We start from the raw sequence: 26,081 nt of genomic DNA on the forward strand, positions 1-26,081 counted from the left end.
AACGCAGCCGCGTCAGGCGGGCGCGCGGCGGGCCAGCGTGCCCGCTGTGACCGGGGCGGCATCGGCCGGCCAGGTGTCGGCGATGTGGCCGTGTTGCCAGACGGCTTCGCAGGCCGCCTCGAAGGCAGGGCGCCCAGCCGCCAGTGCGGCGCCGATCATGCCGGCCAGCACGTCGCCGGTCCCGGCAGTGGCCAGCGCGGCATTGCCTGTCAGGTTGATGGCTGGAGGCGCGCCGCTCGCGTCCGAAACCACCGTCCCGGACCCCTTGAGCACCGCGACCACGCCGAAGCGCGACGCAAGCTGCCGCGCCGACGCGAGCCGGTCGGCCTGGATGTCGGCGGCCGTGCACCCCAGCAGGCGAGCCGCTTCGAGCGGATGTGGCGTGATCACGGTGGGCAATCCGTCTTTTCCGCGCGATGCGAGTCGTGCCTGCAGCGCGCTGTCGGCCGCGACGGCGTTGAGTGCATCCGCATCGAGCACCAACGCGGCGGCTGTCGCCAGCACGCGCGGCAGAAGTTCGCGCACGGCTTCACCGCCGCCGCAACCGCAGACGGCGGTCATTCCCGACAGGTCGAGCGAGCGGGCGTCGCGCAGCATCAGTTCTGGCTGCGAGGTGTCGACGACGGCCGCGCCGGGGTCGAGCAGGCCGACGAACACCCGGCCCGCGCCGGCATGCAGCGCGGCCGATCCTGCCAGCAGCGCCGCGCCCGCCATGCCGGACGCTCCGCCGATCACGGCGACGTCGCCGTAGCTGCCCTTGTGCGAGGCATGCGCGCGCGGCTGTGCCTTCGGCGTGCCGGTCAGCACGGCTGCTGGCTGATCCGTGATGTGGCTGCAGCCGAGATCGTCGAACCAGGTGGTGCCTGCCGCGTCGCGCCCTTGTGCGGTGTAGAGGCCAGGCTTCAGCGTGAGAAAGGTGATGCAGTGGCGTGTGGAGGCGTTCGTGCGGGCGGCGTCTTTCGGCAGCACGCCGGTGTCCGCGTTCAGCCCTGACGGCACATCGACGCTGAGCACCGGCTGCGCGCTCGCATGCATCTGCCGGAGCCATTCGGCCATCGTGCCTTGGGGTGGCCGCGTGGAGCCGATGCCGAGCAGCGCATCCATGGCGAGTTCGTAGGCGCTCGGCGGGTTCTGCGCAAAGGCGACGCCCGCGTCGCGGGCGCGCTGCAGCGATGTTTTTGCATCCGGCGGCAGCCGGCTCTCGTCCCCAGCGAACGTGACCACGGGAAAGAAGCCCCGATGACGCAACTGCGCCGCCGCCTCGAAGCCGTCGCCGCCGTTGTTGCCCGGTCCGCACGCCACCCATATCGTTCGCGCATGGGGTGCGATGGCCATTGCGAGCCGGGCGGCTGCGAGGCCGGCACGCTGCATCAGCGCGTGAGCGGGCAGGGCGGCTGCTGCGGCCTGTTCGATGCGGCGCGTGGCGGCGATGTCGAACAGGTCTCCGGCGGTGGCGGGTGTGATGCGTTGCATCGATCCATTGTGCCGCTGCGTTGCCTCCCTATCATCGGCGGATGAACTTCAAGAGCGTCGCGTGGGTGCTCGCCCTGCTTGTTGCAGGGCTCGCCTTTTTCCTGGCCGCGACCGTTGCCTGGATCGCCGGATTGGCATGGGTGCTGGCACTGCTGGGTGCCGTGTGGGGCGTCTTCCTGCTGGCCCAACTGAAGCGCTGGGTGCCGTTGCGGGATGTGGCATGGGCCGCCAATGTCGGCATCGGCATCAGCGTGATCCGCTGGTTCGATCTGCCGGCTGGAAGCGTTTCGGGGCTGGCGCGGTTGGCCCTGTTCGGTGCCGGTGCGATGTGCCTGGTGTTCTTTGCGTTGATCGGCCCCGGCTTGCTGGGATGGATCGCGGAGCGCCTGCGGCCGCCGCCGGAGCCCGAGCTTCCCGTCGAGCAGCCCGCGAGCCCCGAGCGCCTGCGCCGCTGGGATCCTAAAGACTGAGCCGCTCGACGCCGAGCCCTTCGAGGTCGATTCCCGGGTCCTGGCCCGCGATCAGGTCGCCCAGCACGCGGGCGCTGCCGCACGACAGTGCCCAGCCGCTCGATCCATGGCCGAGGTTGAGCCATACGCCCGGGATGCCGCTGGCGCCCAGCACCGGCGGTCCGTCCGGCAGCATCGGCCGCGCGCCTTTCCATTGCTGCACGCCTGACTGCAGGGTTGCCGCACCCGGAAACCAGTCGTGCAGCACCTTGTAGAGCAACTGCACCGAGGCTGGGTTCATCGTGTCCAGCGAGCCGCCGATCTCGGCGCTGCCGGCCACGCGCACGCGCTGGCCCAGGCGGGAGATGGCGACCTTGTAGCGCTCGTCCATCACCGCGCTGCGTGGGGCATTGAGCGGCTCGCGCACCGGTGCGCTGACCGAATGCCCGTAGACTGGCGCCATCGGGATGCGCAGGCCCAGCGGACGCAGCAGCGCGGCCGAGGCCAGGCCGGCGCACACGACGATGGCGTCGTAGCGCACCGGATCCGACCCGCTGGCCAGCGAGAGCGAAGTGGGCGCGGCGCGGCTCAGCGGTGCGATGTCGCAGTTGAAATGAAACTGCGCGCCCAGCGCCTCGGCCTCCCACTTGAGCAGCAGCGCGAACTGGCGGCAGTTGGCCACCTCGTCTTCCGGCAGGTGGATGGCGCCCACCAGCGGGGTTTCGGGGTTGAGCGCGGGCTCGATCAGCCGGGTCTCGTCGGCATCGATTTCCTTGAAGACGCTTCCGGCCGCGCGCAGCACGTCGAGCCCGGGCTGGACCATCTTTTTCTCGCGCTTGGAGCGCAGCAGCACGAGGTAGCCGTCGCTGCGCTCGTAGCTCAGCTCGCGCGCCTCGGTCACTTCGTGCAGCCGGGTGCGGCTGTAGAAGGCCAGCCGCTGCATGCGGGCACGGTTGGCGAGGTAGGTCTCGAGCTTGCAGGCCTTCTGCCAGCGCGACATCCAGCCGATGTCGCGCGAACTCAGGGGCCAGCGCAGCTTGATGGCGCCGTGCGAGGAGAGCAGCGAGCGCAGCACCTTGCCGCGCATGCCGGGCGCGGCCCAGGGTGTGACGTATCCGGGGGCGACCACGCCCGCATTGGCGAAGCTGGCTTCTTCGGCGGCGGCGCCGCGGCGCTCGAACACGGTCACTTCATGGCCGTCGGAAACCAGTTCCCAGGCGGTGGTGACGCCGATGATGCCGGCGCCCACAATCGCGATTTTCATTGAATGTTCTAGATAAGAGAGACGGCGGACGCCCGTAGTATGGGCGAAGCCAGCTATTGATTCTGTAGCGTGCGCTCGATTTGCAGGGCTTGCGCCAGCACGGCGTCGTCGTGCAGCGCGGCATGCCACAGCATGAGGCCGACCGGCAGTTCGCCAGGAACGTGGCAAGGCAACGAGATGGCGCAGCCGTCGAGCATGTTGACGATCGACGGATTGCGCAGCAGCAGCCCGTTGATGCGGAAGAACTCGTCGTCGCGCTCGGCGCCCGGGGCCACGCTGGCGATGGAGGGCGCGGTGATCGGCACCGTGGGCGACAGCACCGCGTCGAACGGCGCCAGTGCGGCTTCGACTCGGGCGATCCAATCGCGCCGGGCATGGATCAGGTCGATGTATTCATGCGCCTTCATGCCGGCGCCGCGCAGGATGCGCTGGGCCACGCGCGGGTCGTAGCCCGCGCCGCTGCGTTCGAGCAGCAGCCGGTGCCAGGCGTGGGACTCGGCTGCCGAGAAACCGCCGGTGGCGTTGATGGTCGCCAGTTCGGCCAACTCGGGGAGCGCGATCTCTTCGATGCGGGCGCCCGCGGCGCGCAGCCTCTTCAACGAGCGCTCGAAGGCGGCGGCCACGGCGGGTTCGATGTCGTCGAAGAATACGTTCTTCACCACGGCGATCCGGTAGGCGGCCAGGGGCGCATTGCCGGCCGTGACGCGCCGCGCGGCAAGGATTTCGTGTGCGGTGATGGCGTCGCGCACCGACCGCGTCATGGCGCAGACGGTGTCGAGCGTGATCGAAAGCGGCAGCGCGCCATCGGCGGGCGTGAGGCGGGCGGTGTTCTTGAACCCGACGATGCCGTTCAGCGCCGCCGGAATGCGGATCGAGCCTCCCGTGTCGGAGCCCAGGCCGATGAACGCGGCGCCGCTGGCCACCGAAACCGCGGCGCCTGACGACGAGCCGCCGGGAATGCGGGGCGTGGCGGCGTCGCTCACGTTGGCGGGCGTGCCGTGGTGCGGATTGACGCCAACGCCGGAGAAGGCGAACTCCGTCATGTTGGTGCGTCCGGTCAGTACGCCGCCCGCGGCGCGCAGCCGCGCCACGGCGATGGCGTCGGCGCTGGCCGCTGGTGCATGCGACAGCACCACCGAGCCGGCAGGTGTGGGCTGGCCCGCGATGTCGAACAGGTCCTTGCTGGTGAAGGCAAGCCCGGCAAGCCGGGTTTCGGTGCCGACGCCGGCAACGGCCTGTCGAGCCTCGTCGAACATCGTGCGGGTGAAGACATGCGCGCAGGCCGCCGACTGCGAGACGTCGATGGCGCGCTCCAATTCGGTGCGTGCATCGGAGCCACCTGCCAGGAGGGAGAGACGGGTGGCGTGGAGGTCGTTCATGGGTAGGGCTGCGGTGCCGCGTGGACGGCTCGGTTCAGGAAGGGGAGAGTGGCCGTGCTATACTCTTTGGGTTTCGCTGGTTGAGCAACGGCTGCCGTTGCATCCAGTCAAACACATCCGCAAACCGGCCCAATCAAGGTGTTGTGACTCCATCCAAGAGAGCACAAAACGGGCTGGATTTTAGACCCAACCTTTGGAGTAATTTCAATGTCTACCACCATGCGCGAAATGCTGGAAGCCGGTGTCCACTTCGGTCACCAAACCCGCTTCTGGAACCCCAAGATGGCTCCGTTCATCTTCGGTCACCGCAACAAGATTCACATCATCAACCTGGAAAAGTCGCTCCCGATGTTCCAGGACGCGATGAAATACGCCAAGCAACTCACGGCCAACCGCGGCACCATCCTGATGGTCGGCACGAAGCGCCAAGCCCGTGAAATCGTGGCTGCCGAAGCCCGCCGTGCCGGCGTGCCTTTCGTCGACACCCGCTGGCTCGGCGGCATGCTGACTAACTTCAAGACCGTCAAGACCTCGATCAAGCGTCTGAAGGACATGAAGGCTCAGCAAGAAGCGGGCCTCGACTCGCTGAGCAAGAAGGAGCAACTGACCTTCTCGCGCGAAATCGAAAAGCTCGAAAAGGACATCGGCGGCATCCAGGACATGACCGCTCTGCCCGATGCCATCTTCGTGATCGACGTGGGCTTCCACAAGATCGCCGTGGCTGAAGCCAAGAAGCTCGGCATTCCGCTGATCGGTGTGGTCGACTCCAACCACTCGCCCGAAGGCATCGACTACGTGATCCCCGGCAACGACGACTCGTCGAAGGCCGTCACGCTGTACGCACGCGGCATCGCCGACGCCATCATCGAAGGCCGCAACAGCGCCGCCGGTGACGTGGTCAAGGCCATCGCCGAAGGCGGCAGCGACGAATTCGTCGAAGTCGAAGAAGGCGCTTCGGCCTGATCGGCGCGCTCGCGAGCCTGAAGAAGGGGCTTTGGTGCCCCTTTTTTTTAACCTGATTTTTGGATTTACGGAGATACACAAATGGCTGCAATCACCGCAAGCATGGTCGGCGAACTGCGCGCGAAGACCGACGCGCCCATGATGGAATGCAAGAAGGCCCTGACGGAGGCTGACGGCAACATGGAAAAAGCCGAAGAGCTGCTGCGCATCAAGCTCGGCAACAAGGCTGGCAAGGCATCGGGCCGCATCACCGCCGAAGGCGTGGTCACGGCTTTCGTCGACGGCGCTGCCGGCGGCATGATCGAAATCAACTGCGAAACCGACTTCGTCACCAAGAACGACAACTTCCTGGCCATGGCCAACGCTGCCGCGATGCTGGTCGCCAGGAACAACCCCGCGGACATCGCCGCCCTGGGTGCGCTGGCCTATGAGCAGGACGGTTTCGGTCCCACGCTCGAAGACGTGCGCAAGGGCCTGATCGGCAAGATCGGCGAGAACATGAGCTTCCGCCGCTTCAAGCACTTCACGGGCAACGGCAAGCTGGCTTCGTACCTGCACGGCACGCGCATCGGCGTGATGGTCGAGTTCGAAGGCGACGACACCTCGGCCAAGGACGTCGCGATGCACATCGCCGCCATGAAGCCGGTCGCCATCCAGGCTTCCGACGTGCCTGCCGACCTGATCGAAAAGGAACGCGCAGTTGCCAAGGGCAAGGCCGACGAAGACCGCAAGACGGCCGAAGCCGAAGGCAAGAAGCCGCAGCCGGACGACATCGTTGCCAAGCGCATCGAAGGCGGCGTGCAGAAGTTCCTGAAGGAAGTCTCGCTGCACAACCAGCCGTTCGTGAAGAACGACAAGCAGACTGTCGAGCAGATGCTCAAGGCCGCCAGCACCACGATCAAGGGCTTCACCCTGTACGTGGTCGGCGAAGGCATCGAGAAGAAGGTCGACGACTTCGCCGCCGAAGTGGCCGCGCAAGTTGCTGCTGCCAAGGCCGCTGCCTGATCCAGCCGCCATACAAGCGGCGGTGCGCGAACGCGTGCCGCCGCTTTTTCACCGCTACGTTTTACACTCGCCCCCGCCAACTCAAGGAAATTGCCCATGTCTGATGCCCGCCCAGCCCACAAGCGAATCTTGTTGAAGCTGTCGGGAGAGGCGTTGATGGGCGACGACGCTTTCGGCATCAACCGCGCCACCATCGTCCGCATGGTCGAGGAAATCGCCGAAGTGGTGAACATGGGTGTCGAGGTGGCCGTGGTCATCGGCGGCGGCAACATCTTCCGCGGCGTCGCGGGAGGCTCCGTCGGAATGGACCGCGCCACTGCCGACTACATGGGCATGCTGGCCACCGTGATGAACGCGCTGGCGCTGGCCGACACCATGAACAAGCAGAACCTGGTGGCCCGGGTGATGTCCGCCATTGCCATCGAGCAGGTGGTCGAACCCTATGTGCGCCCCAAGGCCCTGCAGTACCTCGAAGAGGGCAAGGTCGTGGTGTTCGCCGCCGGCACGGGCAACCCGTTCTTCACCACCGATACGGCTGCCGCGCTGCGCGGCGCCGAAATCGGCGCCGAACTGGTGCTCAAGGCGACCAAGGTCGATGGTGTATACACCGCCGACCCCAAGACCAACCCCAATGCAACACGCTACGCCACGCTGACTTTCGACGAGGCGATCGCGCAAAATCTCGGCATCATGGACGCCACGGCCTTCGCGCTGTGCCGCGACCAGAAGCTGCCGATCAAGGTGTTCTCGATCTTCAAGAACGGCGCGCTCAAGCGTGTCGTGATGGGCGAGGACGAGGGCACGCTGGTGCATGCCTAGGAGTATTTGAGATGACCATTGCAGACATCCGCAATGCGACCGACGCGAAGATGAATCAGTCGCTCGCCGCATTCCAGAACAACCTCACCAAGATCCGCACGGGCCGCGCCAACTCGGCGCTGCTCGACTCGATCCACGTCGAGTACTACGGCTCGCAAGTGCCGCTGAGCCAGGTGGCCAACGTGTCGGTGCTCGATTCGCGCACCATCAGCGTCCAGCCCTGGGAAAAGGGCATGGGCGCCAAGATCGAGAAGGCCATCCGCGAAAGCGACCTGGGCCTGAACCCCGCCTCGATGGGCGACCTGATCCGCGTGCCGCTGCCCGCCATGAGCGAAGAGCGCCGCAAGGAAATGACCAAGCTGGTCCGCAACGAAGGCGAAAGCGCCAAGATCGCCACGCGCAACCTGCGCCGCGATGCGAACGAGTCGGTCAAGAAGCTGGTCAAGGACAAGCTGGCGTCCGAAGACGACCAGAAACGCGCCGAAGCCGAGATCCAGAAGGTCACCGACCGCCACATCGCGGAAATCGACCGCCTGGTCGCGGCCAAGGAAGCGGAGATCATGGCCGTTTGAGGCCTGCCATGGCCTCGTCAACGCCGCGCAACCCGCATCACGTTGCCATCGTCATGGACGGCAACGGCCGTTGGGCGACGCGGCGCTTCCTGCCCCGGGTTGCGGGGCACAAACAGGGCGTCGAATCGCTGCGCCGGTGCGTCAAGGCCTGCGCCGACCGCGGCGTGGGCGTGCTCACGGTGTTCGCGTTTTCTTCCGAGAACTGGAACCGGCCCGTCGAGGAGGTTTCCGGGCTCATGGAGCTGATGGTCGGTGCGCTCGCTCGCGAGGTGCCCCGGCTCAGCAGCGACGGCGTGCGGCTGTACTTCGTCGGCGAGCGTGGCGGCCTGTCGCCGAAGATGGTGAAGGGCCTGGTCGACGCCGAGGCCGCCACCGCGCACAACTCGCGCATGGTGCTCAACGTCTGCTTCAACTACGGCGGCCGGTGGGACATCGCTCAGGCCGCCGCCAAGCTGGCGGCGCAGGGTGAAGCCGTCACCGAGGAGAGCCTCGACCGGGCGATGGCGCTGGCACATGTGCCCGACCCCGACCTGTTCATCCGCACGGGCGGCGAGCAGCGGTTGTCCAATTTCCTGCTCTGGCAGAGTGCCTATGCCGAGCTTTTCTTCAGCGACAAGCTGTGGCCGGAATTCGACGAGGCTGCGCTGGACGAGGCCATCGCCGCATTCCGAAGCCGCGAGCGTCGCTTCGGCCAAACCTCGGCACAGGTCTCGGCTCCGCAGAGCCAGACGGCCTGACCGCCCGACAACTTCTCGCATGCTCAAACAACGCATCCTCACGGCGATCGTGCTGCTCGCGATCCTGCTGCCGGCGCTGTTCTATCGAAACTACATCCCCTTTGCCTGCGTGATGCTGGTGCTGATCGGCGCCGCAGCCTGGGAATGGGGGCGCCTGAACGGCTATGGCCAGCGGCTTTCGGTGTTCCTGGGCATCGAGACAGTAGTGCTTTGCGCGCTGTCGTGGTGGCTGGGCCTGCTCGAGCAGTCGCTGGTGCTGATGTGGACCCTGGCCGGCGCTGCCTGGGTGCTGGGCGGGGCGCTGCTGCTTCGCGTGGCGGTGCCGGGCTGGCCGCGGATTCCGCGCGGGCTGCGGCTGGTCGGTGGCCTGTTGGCACTGTGGGTTGCATGGCTGGCGGCGGTGCAGGCGCGCATGGTCGGTATCAATTTCCTGCTGTCCATCCTCGTGCTGGTTTGGGTGGCAGACGTGTTCGCCTATTTTGCCGGCCGGGCCTTCGGCCTCAAGTTCACCCGCAACAAGCTCGCTCCCGCGATCAGTCCCGGCAAGAGCTGGGAAGGCGTCTGGGGTGGCATGGTCGGCGTGGTGGTGCTGGCTTTTACCTGGGTCTGGGCGGACAAGGCGACGGGCGCCACCGTCGCAAGCCTCTACACCCGGCTCAACGAGCGCGGCTGGTGGCTTCTGCTGCTCGGTGCGCTGTTTCTTGCGGCGATGAGCGTCGTGGGCGACCTCGTCGAATCACTCATCAAGCGAAGCGCCGGCGCCAAGGACAGCAGCAAGCTGCTGCCGGGCCACGGCGGCGTTCTCGACCGCGTGGATGCCCTCTTGCCGGCGCTCCCCATTGCCATGATGCTGGCTTTCCTGTGAATACTCCCAAGCAACGCGTCACTGTGCTCGGTTCGACCGGTTCGGTCGGCGTCAGCACGCTCGACGTCATTTCGCGCCATCCCGAGCGTTTCGAGGTGTTCGCGCTCTCCGCCGCCACCAAGGTGGACGAACTGCTGGCCCAGTGCGCGCAGTTCTCACCACGTTTCGCCGTCATGGCGAGTGCACCGCATGCGGCGCTGCTGGCTGAAAAGATCAAGCAGAACAACCTGAAAACGGTTGTTCTCACTGACATCGATGCTCTTGAAAAGATAGCGTCGCACGAAGAGGTCGACGCCGTCATGGCCGCCATCGTCGGCGCAGCGGGTCTCGGGCCCTGCCTGGCCGCCGCCCGTGCTGGCAAGCGCCTGCTGCTGGCCAACAAGGAGGCGCTGGTCGTCGGGGGCGAACTGTTCATGCGCACGGTGCGCGAAGGTGGCGCCACGCTGCTGCCCATCGACAGCGAGCACTCGGCCATCTTCCAGTCGCTGCCCGAAGACCCGTCCACCTGGTCGCGGCGCATCGACAAGATCATCCTGACCGCGTCGGGTGGCCCATTCCGCACACGTGCGCCCGAGACGCTGGGCGCAGTGACGCCCGAGCAGGCTTGTGCCCACCCCAACTGGGTGATGGGGCGCAAGATCTCGGTCGACTCGGCCACGATGATGAACAAGGCGCTCGAAGTGATCGAGGCGCGCCACCTGTTCGGCGTCTCGCCCGAGCAGATCGAGGTCGTCATCCATCCGCAGAGCGTGGTGCACTCGATGGTCCAGTTCACCGACGCATCGGTCATCGCCCAGCTCGGTACGCCCGACATGCGGGTGCCGATCGCGGTCGGCCTGGCCTGGCCCGAGCGCATCGAGAGCGGCGCGGCACGGCTCGATTTCCGCCAGATGGCTTCGCTCACGTTCAATGCGCCCGATGCGGCGCTCTTTCCGGGCCTGGGCCTGGCCTGGCACGCATTGCGCGCAGCGCCGGGCACGACGGCCGTGCTCAACGCCGCCAACGAGGTCGCAGTCGAGGCATTCCTCGACCGGCGACTGCGCTTCGACCGCATTCATGCGGTCAACATGGAAACTTTGGAGACAGTCTCGCCCTCCAAGCCGGCATCGCTGGCCGACCTGCTGGCAATCGATGCCAGCGCCCGTGCGGCGGCCAATGCCGCGGCGCTGCGTTTCGCAGCCTGACGACAACCCCACTCTTACAGCCAGAGGACCCGGATGCTTACTGTCATAGCCTTTGTGGTCGCGCTCGGTGTGTTGATCGCGGTACACGAATACGGCCACTACCGTGTCGCTGTGGCCTGCGGCGTCAAGGTGGAGCGCTTTTCGGTCGGGTTCGGCAAGGCGCTGTTCCGCTGGCAGCCCAAGCGGCAGCATCCAGGGCAATCGACCGAGTTCGTCATCGGCGCGTTCCCGCTGGGCGGCTACGTCAAGATGCTCGACGAGCGCGAAGGCCCGGTTGCCCCTGAAGAGCGCCATCGCGCCTTCAATACCCAGCCGCTGCGCTCGCGGGCGGCCATTGTCGCCGCGGGTCCCGTCGCCAACCTGCTGCTGGCCGTGGTGCTCTACACGGCGGTCAACTGGATCGGCGTGCAGGAACCTGTCGCCAAGCTGGGCCGCCCGGTGGCGGCCTCGATGGCCGAGGCCGCGGGCCTGCATGGCGGCGAATACATCACCCGGGCGGGCTTCGACGGCGATCTGTCGCCGGTTCAGTCATTCGAGGACTTGCGCTGGCGCATGACGCGCGGCGCGCTCGACGGCCATGACCTGACGCTCGAAGTGGCGGGCGAGGGCGGCCGGCCCGCGCGCACGCTGGTACTTCCCCTGAGCAGCCTCGAAACCCGGGATGCCGATCCGCAGATGTTCCGCAAGATCGGCGTGCTCGCTCCCCTGACCAAGCCGGAGATCGGCGAAGTCATGGCCGGCAGCGCCGCCGAGCGCGCCGGCCTGCGCAAAGGCGACGTGGTGCGTTCCATCGGCAATACCGCCATCGTCGACGGGCAGCAATTGCGCGAGGTGATCCGCGCCTCGGTGGACGCAGGCCAGCCGCTCACGCAGGCCTGGAAGATCGAGCGCGGCGGCCAGTCTCTCACGATCGACGTCAAGCCCGAGGTGCGGGAAGAGGGCGCCGCCAAGGTCGGCCGCATCGGGGCCTACGTCGGCGCCCCGCCGGAGATGGTGACGGTGCGCCAGGGGCCGGTCGACGGCGTGTGGCGCGGCGTGGTGCGCACCTGGGAGGTGTCGGCGCTGACCGTGCGAATGATGGCCAAGATGGTCATTGGTGAAGCTTCCCTGAAGAATTTGAGCGGTCCGCTCACCATTGCCGACTACGCCGGCAAGTCCGCCAGCCTTGGTTTCACGCAGTATCTCGTCTTCCTTGCGCTCATCAGCGTGAGCCTTGGCGTGCTCAATCTCATGCCGCTGCCGGTCCTCGATGGGGGGCACCTGATGTATTATCTTTGGGAGGGCCTGACCGGGAAAAGCGTCTCTGACGCCTGGATGGAACGGCTGCAGCGGGGCGGGGTTGCCCTGCTGCTGGTCATGATGTCGGTCGCACTCTTCAACGACGTCACGCGGCTCTTTGGTTAACTTTCTGCCGGCCCTTTCCGTGCCGGCTCAATTCACAGATGAACAAAAACTTCAATCGCTTTCGCCTGCGTAGCGTTGTCGCGGTGGTTGCCAGTGCGCTCGCCGCCACGGCTGCATGGGCCGTCGAGCCTTTCACGGTACGTGACATCCGCGTCGAAGGCTTGCAACGCGTCGAAGCCGGCACGATCTTCGCGTCGCTGCCCCTGCGCGTAGGCGATACCTACAGCGACGAGCGCGGTTCGGCCGCGATCCGCGCGCTGTTCGAGCTGGGTTTGTTCAAGGATGTGCGCATCGACGTGAACGGCAACGTGCTGGTGGTGATCGTCGAGGAGCGGCCCACCATCGCCGATGTCGACTTCGTCGGCACCAAGGAATTCGACAAGGCCGCGCTGACGAAGGCGCTGCGCGAAGTGGGCCTGACCGACGGCCGTCCGTACGACAAGGCACTGACCGATCGCGCCGAGCAGGAGCTCAAGCGCCAGTACGTGAGCCGCAGCCTGTACAACGCGCAGGTCGTGACCACCGTCACGCCCATCGAGCGCAACCGCGTCAACCTGACGTTCACCGTCACCGAAGGCGAATCCGCCCGCATCCGCGAAGTGCATGTGGTGGGCAACAAGGCCTTCAGCGAATCGACGCTGCTGAGCCTGTTCGACCAGGACAGCGGCGGTTTCATGAGCTGGTACACGAAGTCGAACCAGTACTCGCGCGCCAAGCTCAACGCCGACCTCGAAACACTGCGCTCGTACTACATCACGCGCGGCTACCTCGAGTTCCGCATCGATTCGACCCAGGTCGCCATTTCGCCGGACCGCAAGGACCTGACGGTGACGGTGAACATCACCGAAGGCGAGAAGTTCGTGGTGGCAGGCGTCAAGCTCGACGGCAACTACCTCGGCCGCGACGAGGAGTTCAAGTCGCTCATCACCATCAAGCCGGGCGAGCCCTACAACGGCGAGCAGGTCACGGAGACCACCAAGGCCTTCAACGACTATTTCGGCACCTTCGGCTACGCGTTCGCCCGTGTGCAGGCGCGTCCCGAAATCGACCGCGTCAACAACCGCGTCACGCTGACGCTGCAGGCCGAGCCTTCGCGCCGCGTGTACGTGCGCCGCGTGATGGTCGGCGGCAACAACAAGACGCGCGACGAAGTCATTCGCCGCGAGTTCCGCCAATACGAAGCCTCGTGGTACGACGGCGACAAGATCAAGCTGTCGCGCGACCGTGTCGACCGCCTGGGCTTCTTCACCGAAGTGAACGTCGAAACGCAGGAAGTGCCGGGTTCGCCCGACCAGGTGGACCTGACGGTCAACGTGGCTGAAAAGCCCACCGGCAGCTTGCAGCTGGGTGCCGGCTACTCGAGCTCCGACAAGGTCGCGCTGACCTTCGGCATCTCGCAGGAAAACGTGTTCGGCTCGGGTAATTTCCTGGGCGTGCAGGTCAACACCAGCAAGTACAACCGTACGCTGTCGCTGACCACGACCGATCCGTACTTCACCAAGGACGGCATCTCGCGCACGATCAGCGTGTACCACACCACGACGCGGCCGTACTCGACGTCGGAAGACGGCGACTACAAGCTCGTCAACCAGGGCGCCTCGATCCGCTTCGGTGTGCCGTTCAGCGAGATCGACACGGTGTTCTTCGGCATTGGCCTGGAGCGCTACGCGTTCGATCCGAACCGGTCGGCAATCTTCGCGGGCCTGTACACGCCGAATTCCTATCTCTCCTACTTCCAGTGCAAGAAGGATGCGACCGGATTCTTCGTGCTCGGCTGCGACCAGAAGAGCGTCTGGGGTGTTCCGCTGACCGTCGGCTGGGGCCGCGACAGCCGCGACAGCGCGCTGACCCCGACCACGGGCCGCATGCAACGCGCCAACCTCGAACTGGGCGTGGGCGGCGACATGAAGTACATCAAGACGAACTACCAATACCAGCAGTTCTTCGCGATCAACAAGCAGTACACCTTCTCGGTCAACGGTGAAGTCGGCTATGCCAAGGCGCTGGGCGGCAATACCTACCCGATCTTCAAGAACTTCTATGCCGGTGGCCTGGGTTCGATCCGCGGCTTCGAGCAAAACTCGCTGGGCCCGCGCGACGTGCCGCTCTTCGGCCAGACCGACGGCGCCGCACTGGGCGGTACCAAGAAGGCCATCTTCAATGCCGAGCTGAGCACGCCGTTCCCGGGTGCCGGCAACGACCGCACGCTGCGCCTGTACACCTTCTTCGACGTCGGCAACGTGTTCGGCTCCCGCGCGCCCGGCCTGACGGATGCACAGTGGAGCGCCCAGAAGAAGCTGCGCGCCTCGGTCGGTCTCGGCGTCAGCTGGATCTCGCCGCTCGGCCCGCTGCGCCTGGCTTATGCCTTCCCCATCAAGTCCCAGAAGGAAGTCACGGATCCGAGCACCGGACTCGTCACGATCCCGAAGGATAGAATCCAGCGCCTCCAATTCCAGATCGGAACGTCTTTCTAAATGAAGCATTTGATTCGCGCCGCGGCAGGCGCGCTGTTGATTCCCGCTTTCGTGCTCGCTGCTGCGCCTGCCCAGGCGCAAGCACAGGAAACCTTTCGCATCGGTTTCGTGAATCCGGACCGCGTGCTGCGGGAAGCCCAGCCAGCCAAGGCCGCGCAGGCCAAGCTCGAGGCGGAGTTTCTAAAACGCGAGAAAGACCTGACCACGCAGGGCGAGGCGCTGAAGGCTGCATCCGAGAAGTTCGAGCGCGAGGCGCCCACGCTGTCCGAATCCCAGCGCGTGTCGCGCCAGCGTTCGCTGGTCGACCAGGACCGTGACTTCCAGCGCAAGCGCCGCGAATTCCAGGAAGACCTGAACGCGCGCAAGAACGAAGAGCTGCAGCAGGTCTACGAACGCGCCAACCGCGTCGTGAAGCAGGTGGCCGAGGCCGAGAAGTACGACGCCATCCTGCAGGAAGCGATCTACATCAACCCGAAGCACGACATCACCGACAAGGTGATCAAGGCGCTGAACGCGTCGGTCGGCTCTTCTGCGCCCGCGGCCGGCAAGTAACGCCGCGAACCGGCGTGTCTCTGCAGCTCGGAGCCATCGTTGACGCCCTTGGGGGCGAGCTTCATGGCGATGCGACGCTGTCCATCGAGCGGCTGGCGCCGCTCCAGAATGCACAGCCCGATGCGCTCAGTTTCCTGAGCCATCCCAAATACCAGCAGGAACTGGCGGCGTCCAAAGCCGCCTGTGTGATCGTGTCGCCCGCTATGCGCGAGGCGGCCGCCGCACGGGGCGCTTTCATCGTCACGCCCGATCCATATTTCTACTTCGCGCGCCTGACGCAGCTCTGGAAGGCGCACCATGCGCGTCCGGAGGCCGATCGCATCCATCCCAGCGCGGTGATCCACGCCGAGGCGCATGTCGATGCAACGGCACGCATCGGCGCGCTGTGCGTGGTGGAGCGGGGCGCGCGCATCGGCGCGGGCACCGTGCTGAAGTCGCGCGTGACTGTCAGCGAAGATTGCGCGATCGGCGAACGCTGCCTGCTGCACCCTGGCGTGGTCATCGGTGCCGACGGCTTCGGCCTTGCGCTGCACCAAGGGCAGTGGGTCAAGATCGAGCAATTGGGCGCGGTGCGCATCGGCAACGACGTCGAGATCGGCGCCAACACCTGCATCGACCGCGGCGCACTCGACGACACGGTGATCGAAGACGGCGTCAAGCTCGACAACCTGATCCAGATCGGCCACAACGTGCGCGTCGGCCGGAACACCGCAATGGCGGGCTGCGTCGGCGTGGCCGGCAGCGCGATCATCGGCGCCAACTGCACCTTCGGCGGCGGCGCCATCGTGCTGGGCCACCTGACGGTGGCGGACGGTGTTCACGTGTCAGCTGCGACCGTTGTTACCCGTTCGATCCACAAGGCCGGCCAATACACAGGCATGTTTCCCATCGATGACAATGCGAGCTGGGAAAAAAATGCGGCAACGCTCAAGCAGTTGCACACCCTGCGCGAACGATTGAAGGCGCTGGAGAAGGCTCCCTCGAAAAAATGACGACGATGCAGGACCAGAAAATCATGACGACGACGCTCGATATCCATCAAATCCTCAAGCTGCTGCCCCACCGCTACCCGTTCCTGCTGGTGGACCGCGTGCTGGACATGGAAAAGGGCAAGCGCATCACGGCGCTCAAGAACGTGACGATGAACGAGCCGTTCTTCAACGGCCACTTCCCGCACCGCCCGGTGATGCCGGGCGTGCTGATGCTCGAAGCCATGGCCCAGGCTGCGGCGCTGCTGTCGTTCCATTCGCTCGACATCGTGCCGGACGACAACACCGTCTATTACTTCGCCGCCATCGACGGCGCGCGCTTCAAGCGCCCCGTGGAACCCGGCGATCAGCTCACGCTCGAAGTCGAGATCGAACGCATGAAGGCCGGCATCTCGAAGTTCAAGGGTCGCGCCTTGGTGGGCAGCGAACTTGCCTGCGAGGCGACCCTGATGTGCGCGATGCGCCAGATCAACTGATCCGGCCGCAGCCAGCTGCTTTCACAAGGCATGACCCAGGTTCATTCGACAGCACTCGTCGACCCCCAGGCAGAACTCGACGCCTCGGTGTCGGTCGGGCCCTATACCGTGATCGGCCCGCACGTGCGGATCGCCGCGGGCACCACCGTCGGCGCGCATTGCGTGATCGAAGGGCGCACCACCATCGGGCGTGACAACAGGATCTTCCAGTTCTCGTCCCTCGGAGCGGTGCCGCAGGACAAGAAATACGCCGGCGAGCCGACCGAGCTCGTCATCGGCGACCGCAACGTGATCCGCGAGTTCTGCACGTTCAACCTCGGCGTGCCGGGGGCGGGCGGCGTGACGCGCGTGGGCAGCGACAACTGGATCATGGCGTACACGCACATCGCGCACGACTGCCGTGTCGACAACCACACCACGCTGTCCAACAACACCACGCTGGCGGGACACGTGCACCTGGCCGACTGGGTCACTGTCGGCGGGCTCACGGGCATCCACCAGTTCGTTTCGATCGGCGCTCACGCGATGCTCGGCTTCGCCAGCGCTGTCACCCAGGATGTGCCGCCGTTCATGCTGGTCGACGGCAATCCGCTGGCCGTGCGCGGCTTCAACATCGTCGGCTTGCGCCGGCGCGACTTCTCCGCGCAGCGGCTCGCCGCGGTGAAGCAGATGCACCGGCTGCTGTACCGCCAGGGCAAGACGCTCGAGGAGGCGCGCACGGCCATTGCCGCGCTCGCGGCTGAAATGCCGGAAGCCGCCGGCGACGTCGCGCTGATGGAATCCTTCCTCGCCAACTCGACCCGCGGCATCGCTCGCTGACGTGACCGCGATGCAGAAGGACGGACAGCGACGCTTTGCGCTGGTCGCCGGCGAAGCCTCCGGCGACTTGCTCGCGGGGCTGCTGCTCGACGGCCTTCAGGCCCGCTGGCCCGACCTGCAGACGGTGGGCATCGGCGGTCCCCGCATGCTGGCCCACGGCTTCCAGAGCTGGTGGCCGCAGGAAAAGCTCGCGGTGCGCGGTTACGTCGAAGTGCTGCGGCACTACGCCGAGATCGCCGGCATCCGGCGCCAGCTCAAGGCCCGCCTGCTGCGCGAGTGGGCTGAGCTGTTCATCGGCGTCGACGCCCCCGACTTCAATCTCGACCTCGAAGCGGGCCTGCGCAGCCGTGGCATGAAGACGGTGCATTTCATCTGCCCGTCGATCTGGGCCTGGCGGCCGGAGCGCATCGAGAAGGTCCGTGCCGCCGCCGACCATGTGCTGTGCATCTTTCCCTTCGAGCCCGAGCTGCTGGCGGAGCATGGCGTCGCGGGCAGCTACGTCGGCCACCCGCTGGCCAACGTGATTCCGATGGCGCCCGACCGCGCCGGCGCGCGCGCCGCCATGGGCTTCGCGCCCGACGCACAAGTGGTGGCCCTGCTGCCCGGCAGCCGCCGTTCGGAAGTGCGCTACCTGGCGGCCCGGTTCTTCGCGGCCGCGGCGCTGATGCAGAAGGAGCGGCCGGGCGTCCAGTTCGTGGCGCCCATCATTCCGAGCCTGCGCGCGGAAGTCGAGGCGCTGCTGCAGGCCAGCGGCATGACCGGCCGCGTGAAGCTGCTCGACGGCCAGTCGCATGCCGCGCTGGCTGCCTGTGACGCCACGCTGATCGCCAGCGGTACTGCCACGCTCGAAGCGGCGCTGTTCAAGCGGCCGATGGTCATCGCCTACAACATGAATGCGCTGTCTTGGCGCCTCATGCAGCGCAAGCAGCTGCAGCCCTGGGTCGGCCTGCCGAACATCCTGTGCCGCGACTTCGTGGTGCCGGAACTGCTGCAGGAAGCCGCCACGCCGGAAGCGCTGGCCAAGGCCACGTTGGCCTGGTTGTATGCTCCGGAGAAGACCCGGGCGCTGCAACAAAGATTTTCAGAGCTGCATGTGCAATTGCAGCGCGATACGCCGACACTTTGCGCCGATGCGATCCAGAAAGTTCTTGAAGGCTGAGCAAGCCCCGCTGGTGTGGGACGCACCGGGCCTGATGGCGGGCGTCGACGAGGCGGGGCGCGGCCCTCTGGCCGGGCCCGTGGTGGCAGCGGCCGTGATCCTCGACGACCTGCGGCCGATCCGCGGGCTGGCCGACTCCAAGACGCTCACCGCCCTGCAGCGCGAACGCCTGCATGACCAGATCCTGGCCAAGGCGCTGTGCTGCTCGATCGCGCATGCCACGGTCGAGGAAATCGACACCCACAACATCCTGCAGGCCACCATGCTCGCGATGCGCCGCGCCGTCGAAGGCCTGCGGCTGAAGCCGGTGAAGGTGCTGGTCGACGGCAACCGCCTGCCGACGCTCGACGTGCTGGCCGAGGCCATCGTCAAGGGCGATGCGCGGGTCAAGGCGATCTCGGCGGCGTCGATCCTGGCCAAGGTGCACCGCGACCGGCTGTGCGAGCAACTGCATATCGAATTTCCCCACTACGGCTTTGCCGGCCACAAGGGCTACGGCACGCCCGAGCACCTGGAGGCGCTCAAGCGCCATGGGGCCTGCGTGCACCATCGCAGGTCTTTCAGCCCGGTGGCGGCGGCGCTGGCCCGCACGGCTGCCGGGAGCGTCGAGGCGGAATCCGTGCCGCCGGCAATGGTCATCGGCGTGACCGAGTCCGTGCGCCTCGATCTGCATGCCGCCCCCTGAAGCCCGCATGACCTCCGACACCGGCGCCAGCCACATCAGCTCGCGCGACAACCCATTGCTCAAGGATCTGCGCAAGCTCGCGCAGGACCCGGGCGCCTACCGCAAGCTGGGCCGCATCTGGCTCGAGGGCGACCATTTGTGCCGGGCGGCGCTGGCGCGCGGCGTCAGGCCGGCGATCGCGGTGTTTTCCGAGTCCTTCTGGCCGCAGGCGCCGGCGGAATGGGCGCGAGATGCGGGCAAGACGGTCGTCGTCAGCGACGACCTGCTGCGCGGCGTCAGCGGCCTCGAATCTCCCGCGCCCATGGGTTTCGTGCTGGAGCTGCCGGCCAGGCCCGAACTGCTGGCCGACGCACCGAGCGTGGTCCTCGATCGCCTGCAGGACGCAGGCAATGCTGGTTCCATCCTGCGAAGCGCTGCGGCCTTCGGGTTTACCCAGGTGATCGCGCTCAAGGGCACGGCCGCGCTGTGGGCGCCGAAGGTGCTGCGCGCCGGCATGGGCGCCCATTTCGGGCTGCGGCTGATCGAAGGCGTGGAAGCCGAGGCACTGGACGCATTGACAGTGCCGCTGCTGGCCACGAGCTCGCATCGCGGCGAGTGGCTGCACAAGGCCGATCTGCCGCACCCCTGCGCCTGGCTCATGGGGCATGAAGGGCAGGGCGTCTCGGCGGCGCTGGAGGCCCGGGCCACGCACCATATCCGCATTGCCCAGCCCGGCGGCGAAGAGTCTCTGAACGTGGCTGCGGCGGCTGCAATCTGCCTGCATGCCAGCGGAGCGGCCCTGTCGGCCAAATAGCACATCCAGTCCGAGCTACAATCGGGGGCTTACTCGCAAATCAGCGTCGCCCGGCCGCCTTTAACGCCAAAATCCCCTTAAGCAGCAGTCCGCAGGCAACGCGCCTGGGGCTCCGGGCGACCGTAACCATCCGGAGAACCCAGTGCTTTTGTCTCTCAAGGGAAGTTTCCCGCCCGCCATCCTGGCGCTCGCAGACGGCACGGTCTTTCAAGGCAATTCGATCGGAGCCGCCGGCTCCACGACCGGTGAGGTGGTGTTCAACACCGCCATGACCGGTTACCAGGAAATCCTCACCGACCCGAGCTACTGCCAGCAGATCGTGACCCTCACGTATCCGCACATCGGCAACTACGGCGTCAACGGCGAGGACATCGAAGCCGACAAGATCCATGCCGCGGGCCTGATCATCAAGGACCTGCCCCTCGTCGCCTCCAATTTCCGCAAGACCGCCACGCTGACCGAGTACCTCGTGTCCGGCAACACGGTGGCCATCGCGAACATCGACACCCGCAAGCTCACGCGCCACCTGCGCACCCACGGCGCGCAGAACGGCTGCATCCTGGGCCTCGCGGAAGGCGAGACCGTGACGCAGGCGCTGATCGACAAGGCCATCGCCGCCGCCAAGGCCGCGCCGAGCATGGCCGGCCTCGACCTCGCCAAGGTGGTGTCGGTCACCCAGACCTACGAGTGGACCGAGACCGAGTGGAAGCTCGTCAACCTGAACGGCAAGCCGGGCTACGGCGTGCAGATCACGCCCAAGTTCCACGTGGTTGCCTTCGACTACGGCGTCAAGAAGAACATCCTGCGCATGATCGCCCAGCGCGGCGCGCGCATCACCGTGGTGCCGGCTCAGACACCCGCGGCCGACGTGCTCAAGCTCAAGCCCGATGGCATCTTCCTGGCCAACGGCCCCGGCGACCCGGAGCCTTGCGACTACGCCATCAGCGCCGTCAAGGAACTGATCGAGACCGGCATTCCCACCTTCGGCATCTGCCTGGGCCACCAGATCATGGCGCTGGCCTCCGGCGCCAAGACCTTCAAGATGAAGTTCGGCCACCACGGCGCGAACCATCCCGTGAAGGACCTCGACAACGGCCGCGTGAGCATCACCAGCCAGAACCACGGCTTCGCGGTCGACGAGAAGTCGCTGCCGGCCAACCTGCGTCCCACGCACATCAGCCTGTTCGACAACACGCTGCAGGGCCTGGCGCGCACCGACAAGCCCGCGTTCTGCTTCCAGGGCCACCCTGAAGCCTCGCCGGGCCCGCACGACATCGGCTATCTGTTCGATCGCTTCACGGCACTCATGGAAAAGCACAAGACGGAGAACAAGAATGCCTAAGCGCACAGACCTCAAATCGATCCTCATCATCGGCGCCGGCCCGATCATCATCGGCCAGGCTTGCGAGTTCGACTATTCCGGCGTGCAAGCCTGCAAGGCGCTGCGCGAGGAGGGCTACAAGGTCATCCTGATCAACAGCAACCCCGCGACGATCATGACCGACCCGGCCACGGCCGATGTCACCTACATCGAGCCCATCACCTGGCAGACGGTCGAGAAGATCATCGCCAAGGAACGCCCCGACGCGATCCTGCCGACCATGGGCGGCCAGACCGCGCTGAACTGCGCGCTCGACCTCTGGCGCAACGGCGTGCTCGACAAGTACACCGGCGCGGCCACCAACAAGCCCGTCGAGCTGATCGGCGCCACGCCCGAGGCGATCGACAAGGCCGAAGACCGCCTGAAGTTCAAGGACGCGATGACCAAGATCGGACTGGGCTCGGCCCGCTCCGGCATCGCGCACTCGATGGAAGAGGCCTGGGCGGTTCAGAAGAGCGTCGGCTTCCCGACGGTCATCCGCCCCAGCTTCACGCTCGGCGGCACCGGCGGCGGCATCGCCTACAACCCGGAAGAATTCGAGACCATCTGCAAGCGCGGCATCGAAGCCTCGCCCACCAACGAGCTGCTGATCGAAGAGTCCCTGCTCGGCTGGAAAGAGTACGAGATGGAAGTCGTGCGCGACAAGGCCGACAACTGCATCATCGTCTGCTCGATCGAAAACCTCGACCCGATGGGCGTGCACACCGGCGACTCGATCACCGTGGCTCCCGCGCAGACGCTGAGCGACAAGGAATACCAGATCCTGCGCAACGCCTCGCTGGCCGTGCTGCGCGAGATCGGCGTCGACACCGGCGGCTCGAACGTGCAGTTCTCGATCAACCCGAAGGACGGCCGCATGGTCGTCATCGAGATGAACCCGCGCGTGTCGCGTTCGTCGGCGCTGGCCTCCAAGGCCACCGGCTTCCCGATCGCCAAGGTCGCGGCCAAGCTGGCCGTGGGCTACACGCTCGACGAGCTGCGCAACGAAATCACCGGCGGTGCCACGCCCGCGTCGTTCGAGCCGTCGATCGACTATGTGGTCACCAAGATCCCGCGGTTCGCCTTCGAGAAGTTCCCGCAGGCCGATTCGCGCCTCACCACGCAGATGAAGTCGGTGGGCGAAGTGATGGCCATGGGCCGCACCTTCCAGGAATCGTTCCAGAAGGCCCTGCGCGGCCTCGAGGTGGGTGTCGACGGTCTCAACGAGAAGACGCAGGACCGCGAAGTGCTGGAAAAGGAACTGGGCGAGCCCGGTCCCGAGCGCATCTGGTACGTGGGCGATGCCTTCGCCATGGGGCTGAGCGTGGACGAAGTGTTCGCGCTGACCAAGATCGACCCATGGTTCCTGGTGCAGATCGAAGAGATCGTGAAGATCGAGCTCGAGCTGGAAACCAAGTCGCTCGACGACATCGACCGCGACACGCTGCTCGCGCTGAAGAAGAAGGGCTTCTCCGACCGCCGCCTCGCGCGCCAGCTGAAGACCACCGACACGGCCATTCGCGAGAAGCGCCGCGCCCTGGGCGTGCGCCCGGTCTACAAGCGCGTCGACACCTGCGCGGCCGAGTTCGCCACCAACACGGCCTACATGTACTCGACCTATGAAGACGAGTGCGAAGCCGATCCGACCGACAGGAAGAAGATCATGGTGCTCGGCGGCGGTCCCAACCGCATCGGCCAGGGCATCGAGTTCGACTACTGCTGCGTGCACGCCGCGCTCGCCATGCGCGAGGACGGCTACGAGACCATCATGGTCAACTGCAACCCCGAGACCGTGTCGACCGACTACGACACCTCGGACCGCCTGTACTTCGAGCCGCTCACGCTCGAGGACGTGCTCGAGATCGTCGACAAGGAAAAGCCGCTCGGCGTGATCGTGCAGTACGGCGGCCAGACGCCGCTGAAGCTCGCGCTCGACCTCGAAGCCAACGGCGTGCCGATCATCGGCACCTCGCCCGACATGATCGACGCGGCCGAAGACCGCGAGCGCTTCCAGAAGCTGCTGCATGAACTCAAGCTGCTGCAGCCGCCGAACGCCACCGCGCGCACCGAAGCCGAAGCCCTCGAAAAGGCGGCGGCACTGGGCTATCCGCTGGTGGTGCGCCCGAGCTACGTGCTCGGCGGCCGCGCGATGGAAATCGTGCACGAGCAGCGCGACCTGGAGCGCTACATGCGCGAAGCCGTCAAGGTCAGCAACGATTCGCCGGTGCTGCTCGACCGCTTCCTGAACGACGCCGTCGAGTGCGACGTCGACTGCATCCGCGACGCCGAAGGCGGCACGCTGATCGGCGGCGTGATGGAGCACATCGAACAGGCCGGCGTGCACTCGGGCGACTCCGCCTGCTCGCTGCCGCCCTACAGCCTGAACGCAGACACGGTGGCCGAACTGAAGCGCCAGAGCGCCGCGATGGCGGCCGCGCTGAACGTGGTCGGCCTGATGAACGTGCAATTCGCGATCCAGCAGAAGGACGGCAAGGACGTCATCTACGTGCTCGAAGTGAACCCGCGCGCCTCGCGCACCGTGCCCTACGTGAGCAAGGCCACCGGCATCCAGCTCGCCAAGGTGGCGGCACGCTGCATGGCTGGCCAATCGCTGAAATCGCAGGGCATCACGAAGGAAGTGACGCCGCCGTACTTCAGCGTGAAGGAAGCCGTGTTCCCGTTCGTCAAGTTCCCGGGCGTGGACACCATCCTCGGCCCCGAGATGAAGTCGACCGGCGAAGTGATGGGCGTGGGCAAGACCTTCGGCGAAGCCTTCGTGAAGTCGCAGCTCGGTGCCGGTACGCACCTGCCGAAGTCGGGCAAGGTCTTCATCTCGGTGAAGAACAACGACAAGGCACGCGCGGTGGAAGTGGCGCGCGGGCTGGCCAAGCTGGGCTTCGAGCTGATCGCCACCAAGGGCACGGCGGCCGCCATCAGCGCCGCCGGCATCGAATGCGCGACGGTGAACAAGGTGACCGAAGGACGCCCGCACATCGTGGACATGATCAAGAACAACGAGATTGCGCTGGTCATCAACACGGTGGAAGAGCGCCGCAACGCGATCACCGATTCGCGTCAGATCCGCACCTCTGCGCTGCTGGCGCGCGTGACCACGTTCACCACGATCTTCGGCGCCGAAGCGGCGGTCGAGGGCATGGGCTTCATGGACGAGCTGGGCGTGATCTCGGTGCAGGAGATGCACGCGCAACTGGCAGCCGCCTGAGCGTCGTCATCATGGAAACGCAGCTCGTCGAACTGGACCTGACGGACTGGAACGCGGCCACGCCCAACGAGGCGTGGATCGCGGAGCTGGAAGCGGGCAAGGTGCTGTACTTTCCGCGCCTTGGCTTCGAGCTGCTGCCCGAAGAGCGCAGCCTGCTGACGCCAACCCTGCTGTCGCCCGACGTGCGCAACATCAGCCTCGATGCCAACGGCAAGCTCAAGGGCGTCGTGGGCGACGAGGCGGTGCAGCGCGCGGCAGCCGCGATGGTGGGGCGCTTCCGGGCGCAGGCCACGCGGCTCATTCACGGCTTGCTGCCGCACTACACGCCGGCCCTGCGGCTCGCGCCCACCAGCTACCGGCCGGCGCAGGTCGAGACGCGCGTGCAGTCATGGCGTGCGGATGACCGGCGTTTGCACGTCGATGCGTTCCCGTCGCGTCCCAACTACGGCGAACGCATCCTGCGCGTCTTCACCAACGTCAATCCCGAAGGCGCACCGCGCGTGTGGCGCGTGGGCGAGCCTTTCGAGGACATCGCCAAACGCTTCCTGCCGCGTGCCAAGCCTTATGTGCGCTGGCAGGCCAAGCTGCTGCAGGCGCTGCACGTGACCAAGTCGTTCCGCAGCGAGTACGACCACCTGATGCTTCAGTTGCACGACGGCATGAAGTCGGACATGGCGTACCAGGAAAGCTCGCCGCAGGAGACCGCCAAGTTCCCGCCGGGTTCGGTGTGGGTGTGCTTCTCCGACCAGACCTCGCACGCGGTGATGGCGGGCCAATACATGCTGGAGCAGACGCTTCATCTGGCCGCATCGAAGCAATACAATCCCGACTCGAGCCCGCTCGCCATTCTGAGCCGGCTGACCGGACGCACACTCGTCTGATCAATTCCCTCAATCGACCGCCGAACGGCAGCGTTCGGCGGTTTCGCTTTATGGAGAAACAACAACATGGCCACCATTCCGATCACCAAGCGCGGCGCTGAAAAACTGCGCGCCGAACTGCACCAGCTCAAGACGGTGGACCGTCCCTGGGTCATCAACGCGATCTCCGAAGCACGCGCACAGGGCGACCTCAGCGAGAACGCGGAGTACGAAGTCGCCAAGGACCGCCAGGGCTTCATCGAAGGCCGCATCCAGGAAGTCGAAGGCAAGCTGTCTGCCGCGCAGATCATCGACCCGAGCGAGCTCGATGCCGGCGGCAAGGTGGTGTTCGGCTCCACGGTCGAACTGGAGGAAGAGGAATCCGGCGAGGCCGTGAAGTACCAGATCGTCGGCGAGGATGAAGCCGACCTGAAGCTCGGCCTCATCAACATCTCCAGCCCGATCGCGCGCGCGCTCATCGGCAAGGAAGAGGGCGACACCGCGGAAGTGCAGGCGCCCGGCGGCCTCAAGCGCTACGAAATCGTGGCGGTACGCTACATCTGATTCTTCTTCGAGC

Annotated in this window: 24 protein-coding genes; 21 read left to right on the plus strand and 3 right to left on the minus strand. The window is 66.1% G+C overall.

What is annotated here, in order from left to right:
- Positions 1–12: 12 nt before the first annotated feature.
- A complete protein-coding gene (locus tag WIX39_RS15930; protein ID WP_409195368.1) occupies positions 13–1,473 on the minus strand; it encodes an NAD(P)H-hydrate dehydratase in 1,461 nt (486 codons plus the stop codon).
- Between the two features lie 41 nt (positions 1,474–1,514).
- On the opposite strand from WIX39_RS15930, the gene WIX39_RS15935 reads away from it, so the two are divergent.
- Complete coding sequence (locus WIX39_RS15935; protein WP_409195369.1) at positions 1,515–1,943, plus strand: hypothetical protein; 429 nt, start codon at positions 1,515–1,517, stop codon at positions 1,941–1,943.
- On the opposite strand, the gene WIX39_RS15940 is transcribed toward WIX39_RS15935, so the two are convergent.
- The gene (locus WIX39_RS15940) at positions 1,933–3,186 is read right to left on the minus strand and encodes a D-amino acid dehydrogenase (RefSeq protein ID WP_081267268.1); all 1,254 of its coding nucleotides are present in this window, start codon (positions 3,184–3,186) and stop codon (positions 1,933–1,935) included. The genes WIX39_RS15935 and WIX39_RS15940 overlap by 11 nt on opposite strands.
- A gap of 53 nt (positions 3,187–3,239) precedes the next feature.
- Positions 3,240–4,565, minus strand: a complete 1,326-nt coding sequence (locus WIX39_RS15945; protein WP_409195370.1) for an amidase — start codon at positions 4,563–4,565, stop codon at positions 3,240–3,242.
- Between the two features lie 207 nt (positions 4,566–4,772).
- On the opposite strand from WIX39_RS15945, the gene rpsB reads away from it, so the two are divergent.
- From rpsB to greA, 20 genes are all read left to right on the plus strand, one after another.
- A complete protein-coding gene (gene rpsB, locus WIX39_RS15950; protein ID WP_409195371.1) occupies positions 4,773–5,528 on the plus strand; it encodes a 30S ribosomal protein S2 in 756 nt (251 codons plus the stop codon).
- Between the two features lie 81 nt (positions 5,529–5,609).
- Positions 5,610–6,533, plus strand: coding sequence for a translation elongation factor Ts (gene tsf, locus WIX39_RS15955; protein ID WP_409195372.1), 924 nt, complete (start codon positions 5,610–5,612; stop codon positions 6,531–6,533).
- Between the two features lie 96 nt (positions 6,534–6,629).
- Complete coding sequence (pyrH, locus tag WIX39_RS15960) at positions 6,630–7,352, plus strand: UMP kinase (RefSeq protein WP_081267264.1); 723 nt, start codon at positions 6,630–6,632, stop codon at positions 7,350–7,352.
- Between the two features lie 11 nt (positions 7,353–7,363).
- On the plus strand, positions 7,364–7,924 hold the full coding sequence (gene frr, locus WIX39_RS15965; RefSeq protein WP_081267263.1) for a ribosome recycling factor: 561 nt from the start codon (positions 7,364–7,366) through the stop codon (positions 7,922–7,924).
- 8 nt (positions 7,925–7,932) lie between these two features.
- Positions 7,933–8,661: a polyprenyl diphosphate synthase gene (gene uppS / locus WIX39_RS15970; RefSeq protein ID WP_081267262.1), complete on the plus strand. Its 729-nt coding sequence runs from the start codon at positions 7,933–7,935 to the stop codon at positions 8,659–8,661.
- 19 nt (positions 8,662–8,680) lie between these two features.
- Positions 8,681–9,526 (plus strand): phosphatidate cytidylyltransferase, encoded by an 846-nt coding sequence (locus WIX39_RS15975; protein ID WP_106934693.1) that lies wholly within the window; start codon positions 8,681–8,683, stop codon positions 9,524–9,526.
- Positions 9,523–10,710 (plus strand): 1-deoxy-D-xylulose-5-phosphate reductoisomerase, encoded by a 1,188-nt coding sequence (ispC, locus tag WIX39_RS15980; RefSeq protein ID WP_106934692.1) that lies wholly within the window; start codon positions 9,523–9,525, stop codon positions 10,708–10,710. The genes WIX39_RS15975 and ispC overlap by 4 nt, the downstream gene beginning before the upstream one ends.
- Before the next feature lie 33 nt (positions 10,711–10,743).
- Positions 10,744–12,114: an RIP metalloprotease RseP gene (rseP, locus tag WIX39_RS15985; RefSeq protein ID WP_081267259.1), complete on the plus strand. Its 1,371-nt coding sequence runs from the start codon at positions 10,744–10,746 to the stop codon at positions 12,112–12,114.
- Between the two features lie 38 nt (positions 12,115–12,152).
- Positions 12,153–14,588 carry an outer membrane protein assembly factor BamA gene (gene bamA / locus WIX39_RS15990; protein WP_081267258.1) on the plus strand — a complete coding sequence of 812 codons (2,436 nt, stop codon included), beginning with the start codon at positions 12,153–12,155 and terminating at the stop codon, positions 14,586–14,588.
- Positions 14,589–15,140 (plus strand): OmpH family outer membrane protein, encoded by a 552-nt coding sequence (locus tag WIX39_RS15995; protein ID WP_081267257.1) that lies wholly within the window; start codon positions 14,589–14,591, stop codon positions 15,138–15,140.
- Between the two features lie 14 nt (positions 15,141–15,154).
- A complete protein-coding gene (gene lpxD / locus WIX39_RS16000; RefSeq protein WP_081267256.1) occupies positions 15,155–16,132 on the plus strand; it encodes a UDP-3-O-(3-hydroxymyristoyl)glucosamine N-acyltransferase in 978 nt (325 codons plus the stop codon).
- Positions 16,129–16,605, plus strand: a complete 477-nt coding sequence (gene fabZ / locus WIX39_RS16005; protein WP_171022553.1) for a 3-hydroxyacyl-ACP dehydratase FabZ — start codon at positions 16,129–16,131, stop codon at positions 16,603–16,605. The genes lpxD and fabZ overlap by 4 nt, the downstream gene beginning before the upstream one ends.
- A 30-nt stretch (positions 16,606–16,635) precedes the next feature.
- Positions 16,636–17,424 (plus strand): acyl-ACP--UDP-N-acetylglucosamine O-acyltransferase, encoded by a 789-nt coding sequence (gene lpxA, locus WIX39_RS16010; protein ID WP_081267255.1) that lies wholly within the window; start codon positions 16,636–16,638, stop codon positions 17,422–17,424.
- Between the two features lie 10 nt (positions 17,425–17,434).
- Positions 17,435–18,583, plus strand: a complete 1,149-nt coding sequence (gene lpxB, locus WIX39_RS16015) for a lipid-A-disaccharide synthase (RefSeq protein ID WP_409195373.1) — start codon at positions 17,435–17,437, stop codon at positions 18,581–18,583.
- A complete protein-coding gene (gene rnhB / locus WIX39_RS16020) occupies positions 18,555–19,268 on the plus strand; it encodes a ribonuclease HII (RefSeq protein WP_081267254.1) in 714 nt (237 codons plus the stop codon). Before lpxB ends, rnhB begins: the two co-directional genes overlap by 29 nt.
- 7 nt (positions 19,269–19,275) lie before the next feature.
- The gene (locus WIX39_RS16025; RefSeq protein ID WP_106937461.1) at positions 19,276–20,061 is read left to right on the plus strand and encodes a TrmH family RNA methyltransferase; all 786 of its coding nucleotides are present in this window, start codon (positions 19,276–19,278) and stop codon (positions 20,059–20,061) included.
- 142 nt (positions 20,062–20,203) lie between these two features.
- On the plus strand, positions 20,204–21,403 hold the full coding sequence (carA, locus tag WIX39_RS16030) for a glutamine-hydrolyzing carbamoyl-phosphate synthase small subunit (RefSeq protein ID WP_106934690.1): 1,200 nt from the start codon (positions 20,204–20,206) through the stop codon (positions 21,401–21,403).
- Positions 21,396–24,644, plus strand: coding sequence for a carbamoyl-phosphate synthase large subunit (carB, locus tag WIX39_RS16035; RefSeq protein ID WP_409195374.1), 3,249 nt, complete (start codon positions 21,396–21,398; stop codon positions 24,642–24,644). Before carA ends, carB begins: the two co-directional genes overlap by 8 nt.
- A gap of 11 nt (positions 24,645–24,655) precedes the next feature.
- Positions 24,656–25,525, plus strand: a complete 870-nt coding sequence (locus WIX39_RS16040; RefSeq protein WP_409195375.1) for a Kdo hydroxylase family protein — start codon at positions 24,656–24,658, stop codon at positions 25,523–25,525.
- A gap of 66 nt (positions 25,526–25,591) precedes the next feature.
- Positions 25,592–26,068 (plus strand): transcription elongation factor GreA, encoded by a 477-nt coding sequence (greA, locus tag WIX39_RS16045; RefSeq protein ID WP_081267249.1) that lies wholly within the window; start codon positions 25,592–25,594, stop codon positions 26,066–26,068.
- Positions 26,069–26,081 lie beyond the last annotated feature (13 nt).

It is taken from the genome of Variovorax sp. AB1(2024), from assembly GCF_037482385.2.
In the GTDB taxonomy this organism is placed as follows: Bacteria; Pseudomonadota; Gammaproteobacteria; order Burkholderiales; family Burkholderiaceae_C; genus Variovorax.